The organism is Marinicrinis sediminis, assembly GCF_042685085.1.
GTDB lineage: Bacteria > Bacillota > Bacilli > Paenibacillales > KCTC-33676 > Marinicrinis > Marinicrinis sediminis.
Genome location: NZ_JBHUMM010000045.1, coordinates 181,408 through 195,443, shown reverse-complemented (window position 1 = coordinate 195,443; position 14,036 = coordinate 181,408). Strand labels below are relative to the sequence as shown.

General features: G+C 49.6%; 13 protein-coding genes. 9 read left to right on the top strand and 4 right to left on the bottom strand.

From position 1 onward, the window contains the following. Positions 1-360: 360 nt before the first annotated feature. The 5 genes from ACFSUC_RS19250 to ACFSUC_RS19230 all read left to right on the top strand — a co-directional run bounded on the left by ACFSUC_RS19250 (position 361) and on the right by ACFSUC_RS19230 (position 3,266). On the top strand, positions 361-699 hold the full coding sequence (locus tag ACFSUC_RS19250) for a hypothetical protein (protein ID WP_379931275.1): 339 nt from the start codon (positions 361-363) through the stop codon (positions 697-699). A gap of 117 nt (positions 700-816) precedes the next feature. Then, complete coding sequence (locus ACFSUC_RS19245) at positions 817-1,593, top strand: SDR family NAD(P)-dependent oxidoreductase (protein ID WP_379931274.1); 777 nt, start codon at positions 817-819, stop codon at positions 1,591-1,593. A gap of 17 nt (positions 1,594-1,610) precedes the next feature. Next, entirely contained in the window at positions 1,611-1,913 is a 303-nt protein-coding gene (locus tag ACFSUC_RS19240) for an ArsR/SmtB family transcription factor (protein ID WP_379931273.1), read from the top strand. A 157-nt stretch (positions 1,914-2,070) separates the two neighbouring features. Continuing rightward, on the top strand, positions 2,071-2,379 hold the full coding sequence (locus ACFSUC_RS19235) for a hypothetical protein (RefSeq protein WP_379931272.1): 309 nt from the start codon (positions 2,071-2,073) through the stop codon (positions 2,377-2,379). An 11-nt stretch (positions 2,380-2,390) separates the two neighbouring features. Then, positions 2,391-3,266, top strand: coding sequence for a serine/threonine protein kinase (locus tag ACFSUC_RS19230; RefSeq protein ID WP_379931271.1), 876 nt, complete (start codon positions 2,391-2,393; stop codon positions 3,264-3,266). Here ACFSUC_RS19230 and ACFSUC_RS19225 read toward each other — a convergent pair. After that, a complete protein-coding gene (locus ACFSUC_RS19225) occupies positions 3,214-4,149 on the bottom strand; it encodes a cation diffusion facilitator family transporter (RefSeq protein WP_379931270.1) in 936 nt (311 codons plus the stop codon). The genes ACFSUC_RS19230 and ACFSUC_RS19225 overlap by 53 nt on opposite strands. A 266-nt stretch (positions 4,150-4,415) precedes the next feature. Here ACFSUC_RS19225 and ACFSUC_RS19220 point away from each other — a divergent pair, with 266 nt between their 5' ends. Together ACFSUC_RS19220 and ACFSUC_RS19215 are read left to right on the top strand one after the other, a co-directional pair. Continuing rightward, positions 4,416-5,045: a HoxN/HupN/NixA family nickel/cobalt transporter gene (locus tag ACFSUC_RS19220; protein ID WP_379931269.1), complete on the top strand. Its 630-nt coding sequence runs from the start codon at positions 4,416-4,418 to the stop codon at positions 5,043-5,045. Positions 5,046-5,275: 230 nt separating this feature from the next. Further along, complete coding sequence (locus ACFSUC_RS19215) at positions 5,276-6,424, top strand: diguanylate cyclase (RefSeq protein WP_379931268.1); 1,149 nt, start codon at positions 5,276-5,278, stop codon at positions 6,422-6,424. Between the two features lie 83 nt (positions 6,425-6,507). Here the strand turns inward: ACFSUC_RS19215 and ACFSUC_RS19210 are convergent, their stop codons facing one another. The 3 genes from ACFSUC_RS19210 to ACFSUC_RS19200 form a co-directional block, all read right to left on the bottom strand. Beyond that, entirely contained in the window at positions 6,508-7,065 is a 558-nt protein-coding gene (locus ACFSUC_RS19210) for a hypothetical protein (RefSeq protein WP_379931267.1), read from the bottom strand. A 324-nt stretch (positions 7,066-7,389) separates the two neighbouring features. Continuing rightward, positions 7,390-9,042, bottom strand: coding sequence for an FAD-dependent oxidoreductase (locus tag ACFSUC_RS19205; RefSeq protein ID WP_379931266.1), 1,653 nt, complete (start codon positions 9,040-9,042; stop codon positions 7,390-7,392). Between the two features lie 15 nt (positions 9,043-9,057). Beyond that, entirely contained in the window at positions 9,058-9,381 is a 324-nt protein-coding gene (locus ACFSUC_RS19200) for an ArsR/SmtB family transcription factor (RefSeq protein ID WP_379931265.1), read from the bottom strand. Between the two features lie 306 nt (positions 9,382-9,687). Between ACFSUC_RS19200 and ACFSUC_RS19195 the strand changes: the two genes are divergently transcribed. Both ACFSUC_RS19195 and ACFSUC_RS19190 read left to right on the top strand, forming a co-directional pair. Next, the gene (locus ACFSUC_RS19195) at positions 9,688-10,461 is read left to right on the top strand and encodes a C40 family peptidase (protein WP_379931264.1); all 774 of its coding nucleotides are present in this window, start codon (positions 9,688-9,690) and stop codon (positions 10,459-10,461) included. Between the two features lie 413 nt (positions 10,462-10,874). After that, positions 10,875-14,036, top strand: coding sequence for an efflux RND transporter permease subunit (locus ACFSUC_RS19190; RefSeq protein ID WP_379931263.1), 3,162 nt, complete (start codon positions 10,875-10,877; stop codon positions 14,034-14,036).

Genomic DNA, 14,036 nt, shown 5'->3' with positions numbered 1-14,036 from the left:
TTGTATTTCTCTACAGCTTCCATTTTCTTGTCATAACTGATTCGTCTTCTTCCCATAAAAAAGCTCCCCTTTGAGTAGTCCTGAATTTTGTTATTTCAGGTGTCTACTCAAAGGGGAGCATATCAGATTGGGGATAGCAGCCCTTTTTTGTGTAAGCCCAGCGACCATGAAAACGCCCTATATATCCTCGCTTGTCTGCCTCCATACGAGCATACTTTCATTTGTGCTGTATAAGGCCAGGAACGTTAAAGAGATTAATGACTCTTGCGCAACTGTGCCGATTGACGTACAATAAAACACAACTGATATGTTTAAATGATTAAACATTAGAACATATGACAGTTAGGATAACCAGCATATTTGAAAACAAAACAACTCAAACAACGAAAACAACGAAAAGAACCAAAACAACCAAAACAACCAAAACAACCAAAACAACCAAAACAACCAAAACAACCAAAACAACCAAAACAACCAAAACAACCAAAACAACCAAAACAACCAAAACAACCAAAAGCCCTAAAAGCCCTAAAAGCCCTAAAAGCCCTAAAAGCCCTAAAAGCCCTAAAAGCCCTAAAAGCCCTAAAAGCCCTAAAAGCCCTAAAAGCCCTAAAAGCCCTAAAAGCCCTAAAAGCCCTAAAAGCACTAAATGAACTAATTCAACAACAGAACCAAAGAACCAAAACATCTATTAAATAGAGAAGTGATCGTCGGGGAGCTTATGCATGAATTCTCACGCCAGAAGAAAACTAGTGCAGGAAACGCAACAGCCAATCGAAGCAGCAAGTGATATGCGAACATACAGGAGGAATTGACATGACACAGACAGTTTTAATTACGGGGGCATCCGGAGGAATTGGATTGGAACTCGCGCGGGAGTTTGCCGCAGCGGGTCATACGCTCATCCTGACTGCCAGAAGCGGACAGAAGCTGGAGCAGGCCAAGCAAGAGATCGAGCAGCAGTACGGAGTGCCTGTAGCTCTATTTGTACATGATCTGGCTAAGCCCGCAGAGATCGAAGCGCTGTGGACGTCTGTGCAGGAAGCGGGTTGGTCTGTAGATATCCTGGTGAACAATGCAGGGTATGGATTGTTTGGTCCTTTTGCAGAGACGGATCTGCAGGATGAACTGAACATGATTGACCTGAATGTACGGTCGCTGACGCAATTGACAAAGCTGGCTTTGCAGGATATGGTGAAGAAAGGCCGCGGCCGCATATTAAACGTGGCTTCAACGGCTGCGTTTCAGCCAGGTCCTCTCATGGCGGTCTATTATGCAACGAAGGCGTTCGTGCTTTCCTTCAGCGAGGCATTGGCCAAGGAATTGGAGGATCATGGGATCACCGTGACAGCCCTCTGCCCGGGGGCAACCGCGACGGGGTTTGAAGAAAGGGCCAATTTGCAGGGATCAGGCCTGTTGAAAAGCGGTGTGATGGACGCGCGGACAGTTGCGAGAATCGGGTATGACGGAACGATGCGCGGAAAACGAGTCGTGATTCCGGGGTGGCGCAATCGAATGCTTGCCCAGAGCGTACGCTTTATGCCGCGCAAACTGGTCACCACCATCGTGAAAAAAATTCAGCAGAAAAGCTGAGCAAGGAGGGGGCGGAGATGCACCAGGATGCAGTCGAGCGATTTCGGGTGTGTATACCCTTATTTCAGGCGTTGAGTGATTCAGCGAGGCAGGACATTATTTTGTTGCTCGCTGAGCAGCAGCCTTTGACAGTGAATGAGATTGCGGCGTCATCCAATTTATCCAGACCAGCCATCTCCCACCATTTGAAAATTTTGCGCGATAACGGACTGCTTGCGATGGAGCAGCAGGGTACACAACGCTACTATTCGCTGTCTCTGGAGAATGCCGTATCGGTGATCAAAAATTTAGTGACAACGGTAGAGGAAACGTGTCTGTAAGACAGGTCCAGCGGGCAGTTTCAGCATGAACAGTCAGAGGGTCAGTCGTTCTCACCGGGAGGACGGCTTTTTTCATATGCGCGAGCCTGCCTCATGTGAAACCATTCAGATTGGATTGCGTATGTATGGGTATTCAAAACGAGAAAGGATGAAGCGAATGTTAAAGTTTTTGGGCGTTTTATTTCTTATATTTATCATCATCATTGCTCTCGGTGCTTATTTGGTAATGAAAAAGGGCAGACATGCAATGAGAATGCTGAAGCAGCGCGGTTACCGACATCACAGCAGCAGCATGCACGCCATGCATCGTCCTCATCAGGGCCACGGTCATTACCGTCATGCGCGGCATTCAATGAGCAGCAGTGACCGCTACTATCCGCCGAGACAGGCTCACCGGGGACACAGCCGTTACGGACACGGTCATTACAAGCGCTCCCGCAGCAGTCACAGCTTTTTTTCTTCTTGAGCCCTCGTCCGGTGCTTCGTTTTTTCACCTTGCAGGCTGAGTGGTTCAGGCATGTGTGGGAAGTGTTCGTCGTGGATCGTCCGTATGAGAAAGGCAAGCAAATCAGATCCTACGAGATCATGGATTTTCTCGGGGCGGGCGGGTACGGGATGGCCTATCTGGTTCGTCATCGCAGTTCCGGAGAGCGTTATGTAATGAAGCAGCTCCGACCGAGCAGCAAGAAGAATAAGCAGGGCCTGCGTGCCCATCAGAACGAGATCGACATGCTGTCGCAATTGCATCATCCGGCCATCCCGACACTCGTCGAGCAGTTTGAATGGCAGCAGCAAGAGTTTGTTGTGATGGCGTGGGTGGAGGGCGCGACGTTTTGGGAGCAGATTTTCGAACAGGGAGTTCGCTACTCTCATGCAGAGGCCTTTCAAATGCTGCACAAGCTGCTGGACATTGTGCAGCATATTCACCAAAAGGGAATCGTACATCGCGATTTGCGCATTCCAAACGTCATTGTGCATGAAGATCGGCTGTTTGTCATTGACTTTGGACTCGCCTGCAAACAGGATGATTCCCGTCCGTTCTTGTGGGAACAGACGAGGCAAGATCCGGCCTTTGATCCGCGAAAAGCTCCGTTCTGTCAAAGCGATCATTATGCGCTGGCCCATCTCGTGCTGTTTCTGCTCTATTCATCCTATGAACCGGCAGCGAATGAGTCGGAGCGCAGCTGGCAGGAGGAACTGGGCCTTCCCTCAAGGGCCCGGCAGTTGCTCGAACGCATGCTTCAGGTGAAAGCGCCCTTTCGTTCCACGGAAGAACTCTCCACAGAGGTGGAGAATCTCATTAAAAATCACATGGATGATGCTCAAAATCCTTCGACTCCACCTGTATCGTAGCATGATGCAGGTGGTATTTATTTTCCAGCAGCTGCAGCGAACATGCCAGGACAGACTGCCACTGCATCGTATCTTCAATGACCACATGGCAGGCGATTACGTGCTTGCCGGATGTGATGGTCCAAATATGAAGGTCGTGTACGTCTGAAACGCCGGGCAGGGAAAGGAGAGAGGATTTCACCTCTTCGGGCTGGATCGAAGGAGGGGTCCCCTCCATGAGAATATGAATCGTTCCGGCCAATACTCCCCATGCCCCTCGCAAGATCAGCAGGGCGACTAGCACACTGATAACCGGATCAGCCCAGAACCAGCCAAACAGCAGCATGACTGCGCCGGCAGCAATGGCTCCAACTGAACCGAGTGCGTCTCCCAGCACATGCAGATAGGCGCTTCGCACATTCAGGTTGTCCTTCGTGTCTCCCTGCTTCATCAGCACCCAGGCACTAAGCAGATTGGCAGCAAGTCCGATGCAGGCAATGAGCATCATGACGCCGCCAGCTACTTCAGGGGGGTCCTGAATGCGCTCGAATGCCTCCCATAAAATGAAGCCGGCAATGAAAAACAGCGTCATGCTGTTCACCAGTGCAGCCAGAACTTCAAAGCGGTGATACCCATAGGTCTTGCCCATGGTGGTGGGTCGTTTGGCGATCCAGATGGCGGTCAGACTGAGTGCCAGAGAAGCGGCGTCGCTGAGCATGTGCCCGCTGTCAGACAGCAGAGCCAGACTGTGGGTAATGATACCGCCGATCGCTTCCAGCACCATGATGCTGGTTGTGACGATCAGGGCGATGGCAAGCCCACGCATATTGTTATGGCCGATTCCATGACTGTGCCCATGCCCGTGAAGCCCATGCCCGGGCCCATGATGATGATGGTGTCCCATACTGATTCCTCCCGACTGATTGTCGATCGATCTGGTTTTTGTTTTGCGGCAGCGCATATCCGCCCTCTATATACTACCGGGGGGTATATGAGAGAAGTGTATCAAAGCGAGAGAAGGATGTCAAAAGCTGGTTTTGGCAAGTGATGGTGAATCTTTTGCGAGACGGTCATTCCAAGTCTGATTAAAGTATGCTATAATATCTGTGTTAGGTTATATAACATAGACATATACATCGAGAGAAACATTAACGGACTGGAGTGAGGATCATGGAGGCAAGCTTGTGGTCATTGTTGCTGTTAGGATTTGGATTAGGAATTAAGCATGCGATTGAACCGGATCATGTGATTGCCGTTTCGACGATTGCCAGTCGTTCGAAGAAGCTTTCCCAGTCTTCCATGGCAGGGGTCTTCTGGGGGATCGGGCATTCAGTCACCATGCTGATTGTAGGTATGGTATTGATCATAAGCAAATTTCAGCTCCCGGAAACCTGGGTGTCGACGATGGAGATTGCGGTAGGACTGATGATCATTTATTTTGGATTGACCAGCATGTGGGCTCATCGGCATCAGGTCTCCGCGCAGGCAGGGGAGACGGGAATTTCGCCTAGAAGTCAATGGTATCGCTCCATCTTCATTGGAACGGTGCATGGCCTCGCTGGCAGTGCCGCACTGGTCCTGCTAACTCTGGCCACGGTAGACACTTGGTGGCAGGGCGCCTTGTATATGCTCATCTTTGGCGGAGGGACTGTAGCCGGCATGTTTTTGTTTACAACCTTGCTGGGGATGCCCTTTGTGATGAGCCAGCGATGGACTGGATTTCATCGGTCCTTTGTAAGATGGACCGGGACATTGAGTATGCTGTTCGGTGTGTACTATATTTATGCGGTGATGGCCTGAGAAGCTGGCTGAACCTTGGCTGAACCGGAAGAGAAACAGGCGACTTTCCAACAGGGAGGTCGTTTTTTGTCGTATTTGGGAGGACGCGAGGCAAGAAAAATAGCGAAAAAGCGCACATTGCCTTGTGAGTAAGCGTCTATATGTGATTAAATGAAAGGACAGTCTGCAGAGGTCTGCCCACACCATGAGGCAGTGCGGTCTGAAAAACGTAGTCAGTGGGGAATTTAAACATGATTCAAGCGTTTATATACAATATGACAGTTATGATTACCTTGACCTTTCTATTCTTGAAGTTTCGGGACTGGTTGAACCCGGTTGTGAGCAAGCGGCATCGATATTCTTATATGGTGGGCCTGTCCTTGCTGATTGGCGTTTTTACGATCGCGATCATGCATGATCAATTTGTGATCAACGGGATCTTGTTCGATCTCCGAAGTACACCGATGCTCATCTATGCCAGTCTCGCCGGCCCTGTATGGGGATTGTTGGCCGCTATTCCGGTAATGGGATATCGATTGCTGCTGGGCGGGGATACGGCCTGGCTTGGTGTAATGGTGACGGTGCTGCTGCCAGTGGGCATCGGCGGCTTCCTGTATCCGCGCACCCGCATCCGAAAGCAGCATCTGAAGCAGCTGTCACCACTGCTGTCGGAGCAGAAGATATCCTACTATCCGATGATTCGGGTTACCAATATTGTCGGACTTGCATTGATGGAGCATTTGCTGACGTATGTCATTGGGGTATTTACCCTTGAGCTGCCTGCAAAGGAATGGATCATCATTTCCGGCTTTATGGCTTTGTTCGGGACACTGTCGCTTTTGTTTACGGTCTTGATGATCAACGAACATACGAAGTCGTTTATCGACCGGGAAGAGCTGTATGTATTGTCTGCCTATGATGCGAAGACGGGTCTGCCGAATCTGCGCTATTTTGAATCCAAGGTCCGGGAGTCGCTGAGCGGCCGAACCGGATACATTATTATGATGGATATCGATCATTTCAAGGTATATAACGATACCCATGGTCATATCGCCGGAGATTTGCTGCTGGGCAAACTGGGCAAGCTGCTCCAGGAAGAAGTATCAACTCCTCATCTGGCCGGACGCTTTGGCGGGGAAGAGTTCATTATGATGGTAGATACAGACGATCTGAATGAAGCGGAGCAAGTAGCAGAGATCGTGCGTACGACAATAGAGGAGACTTCATTTTACGGGGAAAGTCATCAACCTGGCGGAACTCTGACCGTCTCCCTCGGCGTGAGCAAGGCGGGCCAGGAGCTCGAGCGTCTCATCAAGGAGGCGGATGAAGCCCTATATAGGGCGAAAGGACAGGGTCGGAACCAAACGGCTCTCTATGATCAAGAAGCGGCTACTGTGTAAAAACAGTGCCGCTTCTTTTCTGCATTCAGCTTGGCTCCGTCCGGTTCCTCCTGGCCTTACCTCCAGCGTGAATGTCCGGATCGCTAGTAATCTTTTAATTCAATATAGCCTTCTTTAAAAGTGGTGATAGAATGGCTGTCGTTGCTGATCCAGTCTAAATTAAACGCATTCGTCGATCTTAATTTATAGAAGGTATACGTTTTCGTCCTGTTTTCTCGGTGAAATTCAATTAGATGCTTGGATAACACGTCTTTTTCATTCGATTCCCTGGAGGAATGTTCGATCCATTTCTTTGCTTCATTTTGATCTGAAGAAGAGAGTTCAGTTCCACCATGTATGATTAAATACGTGCTATTAACGGAATCGCGACCTCGATTTCCGAAATGTTGATCCACAATCGCAACCTTGGGAGTCTGTCCCTTTTCCTCCCAAATATAAAATCCGTACAAATAGGGAGAGGTGTCCATAAGATCCGATTCAAACGGTCCTATTAACTGCGCGTCATAGAGATCCAGAAGCTTGACGACAGAGCGAGTAGAAGGGATTTCTTTATGGGTCATCAGATGCTGAAACAGGAGCTTCCCTCCGTAGAAAAGCGTGATGGCTAAGATCACGATTCCAAGCATGTACCTGATTTTCATACAACCCCTCTTTCTGTGTGTTGACCTGAACTCATCACATTTCATTGATTCATGGGCATATTGAACGTTTTGAAACCATTTATTTGCATCCATGCCGTTCTGCAAGATGTCAGTTACACATGTGTATGATCCTAATCCAAACTTTACATAAATGAACGAATTTTCACAACATCAATCAACTATAAGCGTGACTAGAATGATGATTTAATCGGGTACGAATGCAGGCAACCGTGATAAAAGAAAATCGAGTAGAAAGGGGGGATTACGCACCCCCTGCTACTCGATTTTTATTCGTTTTATGCTCTTTTTGTTGGATTCGATTGGTTACCGGTTCATCGCTGCATAGGACTTGTATCCGCCAGTGAGATTACGGGTTTCATAGCCGTGCTGCTCCAATATGCGGCTGGCCGTGTAACCGCGGATGCCAACCTGGCAATATACCCAGATTTCTGTTTCTGTCGGCAGCTCATTTATGCGATCGCGCAGTTCATCGACCGGGATGTGCACAGAGCCTGGAATATGACCTTGCTCAAATTCCTTTTTCGTCCGTACATCAAGCAGAACGCTCTGCTCGTCACGGGTAGATAGATCTTCTACAGCAAAGACACGGGTCTTTCCGGTACGGATATTTTCTGCCGCATATCCGGCCATGTTGACGGGATCTTTGGCAGAAGAGTAAGGGGGAGCGTACGACAGTTCGAGCTCGGTCAGATCGTTGATCGATCCTTTGAAATGGATCGCCGTGGCCAGCACATCGATGCGCTTGTCCACCCCATCCTTTCCGACTGCCTGCCCGCCCAGCAGCTTTCCTTGTTCATCGAACAGGATTTTGAGTGTCATTGCTGAAGCTCCGGGATAATAGCCCGCATGGGAAAGTGGGTGAACGATGACTTTCTGGTACGGGATGTTCTGCTGCTTCAAGGCCTTTTCGTTCATGCCTGTGCAGGCTGCAGTCAGATCAAATACCTTGATAATGGCCGTCCCCTGCGTCCCTGTATACGTGGTGGACAAGCCTGCGATCTGATCCGCTGCGATCCGTCCCTGCTTGTTGGCTGGTCCGGCAAGAGGAACAGCTGTGGCATGGCCATTTACTTTGTCTGCAACCTGAATGGCATCCCCGACGGCATAGATATCTGCCACATTGGTTCGACACTGCTCGTCAACGATGATGTGGCCTCGATCTGTACGTTCAATGCCGCTGTCTGCCAGAAAAGCGGTGTCTGGCTGGACACCAATGGCCAGAATGACAAAGTCCGTTTCCAGTGGCTGGTTAGGGTGTTCAAACGATAGCTGCAGCTTGTCGGCTTGTTCCGCGATGGCGGTCAAGCGATGCTCTGCAAGCAGATGAACCCCTTTTTGCTGGAGTTCATGCTCGATCCATACGGATACATCTGCATCAAAGGGTGCCAGAATGTGCGGGCCGGCTTCAATCAAGGCTACGTCCAATCCAATCTCCCGCAAGTTTTCTGCCATCTCTACCCCAATGAACCCGCCTCCGATAATGGTGGCATGCTGAGGGCGATGGGCTTGAATCTGTTCCTTGATTCGGTCCATATCTGGAATGCTGCGCAACGTGAATACCCGTTCGTGATCCATACCAGGCAATGCAGGCCGAATCGGCTTCGCTCCCGGAGAGAGCAGCAACTGGTCATACGATTCCTCATATTGTCCGCGCTCCCGGCTGTTGACGGTCACCATCTTCCGCTCCGGGTCAATGGCGACGACTTCGCTTTCGATCCGAATGTCCAGATTAAATCGCTGGGTCATGGCTTCAGGTGTTTGGACGAGCAATTTCCCCCGATCCTGAATCGTTTCACTGATATGATAAGGCAGACCGCAATTTGCAAATGAAATATAAGGGCCTCTTTCAAATAGGACAATGTGCGCCTGCTCGTCGAGTCTTCTTAACCGGGCCGCTGCGGAAGCTCCTCCGGCTACTCCGCCTACAATGAGTACTTTTTGTGGATGATTTGTCATACGAACGCCTCCTGATTAGTTAGTTTCCTGATGGTTGTTTTGGGAATCGAAGCGGGATGAGGTGTGGAATAGCTGCAATAGCAAACCTCTTACTTCTTCACTGGCCAATCGATAATGCATTTCAAGTCCGTTTCGTTCTGCTTGTATGAGACCTGCGCTCTTCAGCTTCTGCAGATGTTGGGAAATCGTCGGTTGCGGAACCTGCAAGCACTGCTGCATATAGCTGACATTGCAGGATGTTTTCTCAGAGAGACCATGCAGAATACATAGTCGAATCGGGTGTGCCATCAGTTTCAGCCATTCCGCAGTCTGCTCGTATTGCTGCAAGGATGTATCCATCTCTCATGACCTCCTTTTGATTGATATATGACTATATTCGAATATTACAATATATAAAGGATAGTGGCTGTGACATTGATCACAGAACAAGCGTTGAATTTTATACATTTCGTGGGCGGTCTCAAGATAAGGGGGTCTGGAGATTGGAAATGAATACGTATACAGTTTTAAACCTTGTTATATGACGGTTCCAACATTTTCAACGCCCGTGCATTTCCAGCCTGTGTTAGTCTGATTGCGGAGTAAAGGACAAGCATACAAGCTTTTGAAATCTCATGGGAGAATTGTTGAGGAGGAACCATTTGTATGAAAAAGAACTTCAAGGGAATGACAGCAGCAGCGTTAGCATCTGTACTTACGATCAGCAGCCTCGGATTGTTTCCGTCTGCAGCAGAAGGAGCAAACAGCGGTTCGATCGTAAGGGATGTTAATTTTCGTACAGCTCCATCTCTCTCTGCCAGTACAAAAGGAATGCTGGATCGTGGAGACAAGATCACCATCTTATCCAAGCCGAACAAGTATTGGTACAAGATCAAGGATGATCGTGGACGAGTTGGCTATGTGTCCAGCTTGAGCAAATATGTTCGCACCACATCCTCGTCTCCGGCCCGGGTATCGAGCGCATCTTCTTCGAGCAGCTCTTCATCCCGAAATGCCATCGTGCGCACCGGCAAGAAGTATCTGGGGACGCCTTACCAATACGGTTCCAATCGGGCAACGACCACGACTTTTGACTGCTCGGACTTTGTGCGGCACGTTTATCAGAAAGCAACCGGGATCAAGCTACCGAGCAATTCACGCTCACAGGCAAACTATTTCAAGAAAAATGGCAAGACCACGACCAACTGGCGCAGCCTCAAGCCCGGAGATGTCATCTTCTTCATGGGCTACAAAGGGACTGCAAAGAGCAACTATACGGGTATCAACAAATCCAAACAGCGCATCAGCCATAACGCCATCTACCTGGGGAACGGCAAAATCATGCACACCTACTCCAAGAACTCTGGCGGCGTACGGATTGATACGCTTGCAGGCAAGCACTGGGAGTACCGCATGGTGTTTGGAGGAAGTATTCTATAGAAGGATTGTATAGTAGTATGCTATAGGTGAACGATGCGATCTGTTGACAGGGCGCGTCAACTGAAACAACAATGAGAGGAAAGCGTACACGCTGATGATTCAGCGTGTGCGCTTTTTTTGCAGTCACTCGTTTATCCGGGTACATATCCCTCGCTTTCCCTCGCTTGTGCTGGCTGGCTACCAGCTTACCAGCTTGATCTGAACTTGAGAGAGACTTGAACTTCCTGAATTATTCACAAATGAAATGAACAGGGACTTGTATTGACTGACCAACCAGTTTATTATAAAGGAACAACAGCTTGACCAATAAGTCAGAACTAATCAGTCACATGGGGGTGCAGAGACGTAACAGCAAAGAGACATGACGATAACAGTGAATGAGGATCAAAATGATAAAATAAGGAGTGGAAGTGTTGAAAGGAATCATACAGTTTTCATTGAATAACAAGTTTGCCATCTGGATTTTGACTTTGATGGTGAGTATTGGCGGTCTTTATGCGGGTATGAATATGAAAATGGAAACACTGCCTGACATCGAGGTGCCGATTATCTCGGTGACGACGATCTATCCCGGTGCTGCGCCTGAAGAGGTGCTGGACAATATTACGAAGCCGATGGAGCAGAACACGAGAAATCTGGATGGTGTGACAACCATTCGTTCTTCTTCCTTCGAGAGCGCGTCCAATGTCATTATTGAATACAATTACGACAAGAACATGCAGGACGCTTTAAATGAGGCCCGTGAGGCGATTGCGGGAATTCCGATGCCAGCGGGTTCCCAGGAGCCGGACATTTCACGAATATCGCTAAACGCTTTCCCGATCATGTCACTTAGTGTGTCGGGAGATATGCCATTTGATGAACTGACCCAACTGACCGAAACGCAGATGATTCCGGAATTGAAGGGACTCGATGGCGTAGCCTCCATCCAAATTTCGGGTCAGCAGGTCAATCGGGTAGAACTTTCATTTGATCAACAGGAAATGGCCCGTCTTGGATTGGATGCGGAGCAGGTGAAGGGGATCATTCAGGCTTCTTCCCTTTCCGCCCCACTGGGCATATTTGAGTTTGGGGAAACGGAGAAAGCGGTCATGGTGGACGGCAATATTCATACGTTGTCCGACCTGGAGCAACTGCAGATTCCGCTTATACCAAAGCAACCGCAAGGTCAGCAGCCAGGGGCGGGACAAGCGCCAGCGTCTCCTCCCGCAGCGTCTCCTCAGGCAGGAGCTGAAGCTGAAAACGGACAAGCTGGAAATCCGGCTGTTTCCGGTCTGCCAACGATTAGTTTGAGTGAAATAGCAGACATACAGGTGACAGGCGAACTGGAGTCCATTTCCCGAACAAACGGCATGGATTCCATCGGGGTAATGATCGTGAAATCACCGGATGCCAATACAGTAGAAGTCGTGCATGACGTGAAGGACTGGATGGAACAGTTCCAATCGAATGATGCAGATGTGCAGCTCACTTCCATCTATGATCAGGGAGAGCCTATCGAGAAATCTGTGAATACGATGCTGAACAAAGCGTTGTTGGGCTCCCTGTTCGCGATTCTGATTATTATGCTGTTCTTGCGCAATCTTCGCTCGACGATGATTGCTGTGATCTCCATTCCGCTGTCGATACTGATTGCCCTGCTGATTCTGAATCAGATGGATATTACGCTCAATATTATGACATTGGGCGCAATGACGGTGGCAATTGGACGGGTAGTGGATGATTCGATCGTTGTCATTGAGAACATTTATCGAAGAATGTCCTTTTCCAATGAGAAACTGAAGGGCAAGGCCTTGATGATGGAAGCGACGCGGGAAATGTTCGTGCCCATCATGGCCTCAACGGTCGTCACGATTGCGGTGTTCTTGCCGCTAGGACTTGTAGACGGTCCAATCGGGGAAATCTTCATGCCGTTTGCCTTGACGATTGTTTTTGCCCTGCTGGCTTCCTTGCTGGTCGCCATTACGGTCGTACCGATGCTGGCGCACGCCCTCTTCAGAAAAGGACTGAAGAAAGTTCGTCATGAAGAGGAAGGTCAGGGCAGATTGACAGCGGCATACAAGAAGAGCCTGAACTGGTCACTGAATCACAAGCTGATTTCGTTCTTGCTCGCTCTCGTATTGCTGGTCAGCAGTGTGGTCGTGTTGACCCCGGCGATCGGTTTCAGCTTCCTGCCTGCAGAAGAAGACAAGATGATGATGGTCACCTACAATCCCGCACCAGGAGAGAAGAAGGAAGATATTGTGGACATGACGCTTCGCGCAGAGGAGATGCTGCTGGCCAGAGATGGTGTAGATACGATGCAGTATTCGGTAGGCGGACAGAATCCGATGAATCCGGGTGCCACCAAGCAGGCTCTGTTCTTCGTTTCCTATCTGGATGACTTTGCAGCATTTGAGGAAGAGAAGGAGACGGTTCTGTCTGCGCTTCGGGACATGGGTGGACAAGGTGAATGGAAGCAGCAAGACATGACAGGCGGCGGTGTTGGCGGCGACCAGATGACCCTGAATATATACGGGGACAAGATGGAAGATCTGAAACAGGTGGTCACGCAGGTGACGGGCGTCATGGAGGAAGAAGGGCAATTTGCCAATATCGATTCCAGTCTGTCCAACGCCTATGACCAATATCAACTGGTAGCCAATCAAGCCAAGTTGAGTCAGTACGGATTGACAGCAGGCCAGGTTGCGATGGCGCTGGCCCCGGTTCGGGAGCAGCCCGTTCTGACGACGATTAATAAGGATGGTCAGACGCTCAATGTCGTGATGAAGGTAGAGAAGAAAGCATATGCGGATCGTACAGCGCTTGAGCAGGTACAGCTTGCCTCTCCGCTCGGGATGATGGTTCCGCTTGGCGAAGTCGTGGACATTGCAGAGGGAGAGACAGCCGATACCTTGACGAGACTCGATGAACGTATTTATGTCGAGGTCACCGCTGATGTAACGACCTCTAATGTAGGAAAAGCTTCCTCAGAGCTGGAGACAGCCCTGGACGCCCTTGAACTGCCGGATGGAGTAGAGATTTCATTTGGCGGTGTGACCGAACAGATGAATGAATCATTCAGGCAGCTCGGTCTCGCTATGCTGGCTGCGGTTGCGATTGTATACTTTATTCTCGTGCTGACCTTCGGAGGCGGACTGACGCCGCTGGCTATCTTGTTCTCCTTGCCGTTTACCGTTATTGGCGGTCTGGTCGGCTTGTATCTGGCGGGTGAGACCATTAGTGTCACCGCCCTGATTGGCGCGCTCATGCTGATCGGTATCGTCGTGACCAATGCCATCGTGTTGATCGACCGCGTCATTCAGAAACAAAAGGAAGGTCTGACTGTTCGAGAGGCTCTGCTGGAAGCAGCGGGTACGAGACTCAGACCGATTCTGATGACGGCACTTGCGACGATTGGCGCCTTGTTGCCGCTTGCCCTTGGATTCGAATCGGGAGGCTTGATTTCCAAAGGACTTGGTGTTACGGTAATTGGAGGATTAACCAGTTCGACCCTGTTAACATTGATCATCGTGCCGGTTGTCTATGAATTTTTGTCCAAATTCAGAAGAAAGACACGGAGCACCGAATTATAA

Coding starts and splice junctions, on each gene's coding strand:
- ACFSUC_RS19245 (WP_379931274.1), top strand. CDS start 817: ATGACACAGACAGTTTTAATTACGGGGGCATCCGGAGGAATTGGATTG.
- ACFSUC_RS19240 (WP_379931273.1), top strand. CDS start 1,611: ATGCACCAGGATGCAGTCGAGCGATTTCGGGTGTGTATACCCTTATTT.
- ACFSUC_RS19235 (WP_379931272.1), top strand. CDS start 2,071: ATGTTAAAGTTTTTGGGCGTTTTATTTCTTATATTTATCATCATCATT.
- ACFSUC_RS19225 (WP_379931270.1), bottom strand. CDS start 4,149: ATGGGACACCATCATCATCATGGGCCCGGGCATGGGCTTCACGGGCAT.
- ACFSUC_RS19220 (WP_379931269.1), top strand. CDS start 4,416: ATGGAGGCAAGCTTGTGGTCATTGTTGCTGTTAGGATTTGGATTAGGA.
- ACFSUC_RS19215 (WP_379931268.1), top strand. CDS start 5,276: ATGATTCAAGCGTTTATATACAATATGACAGTTATGATTACCTTGACC.
- ACFSUC_RS19210 (WP_379931267.1), bottom strand. CDS start 7,065: ATGAAAATCAGGTACATGCTTGGAATCGTGATCTTAGCCATCACGCTT.
- ACFSUC_RS19205 (WP_379931266.1), bottom strand. CDS start 9,042: ATGACAAATCATCCACAAAAAGTACTCATTGTAGGCGGAGTAGCCGGA.
- ACFSUC_RS19200 (WP_379931265.1), bottom strand. CDS start 9,381: ATGGATACATCCTTGCAGCAATACGAGCAGACTGCGGAATGGCTGAAA.
- ACFSUC_RS19195 (WP_379931264.1), top strand. CDS start 9,688: ATGAAAAAGAACTTCAAGGGAATGACAGCAGCAGCGTTAGCATCTGTA.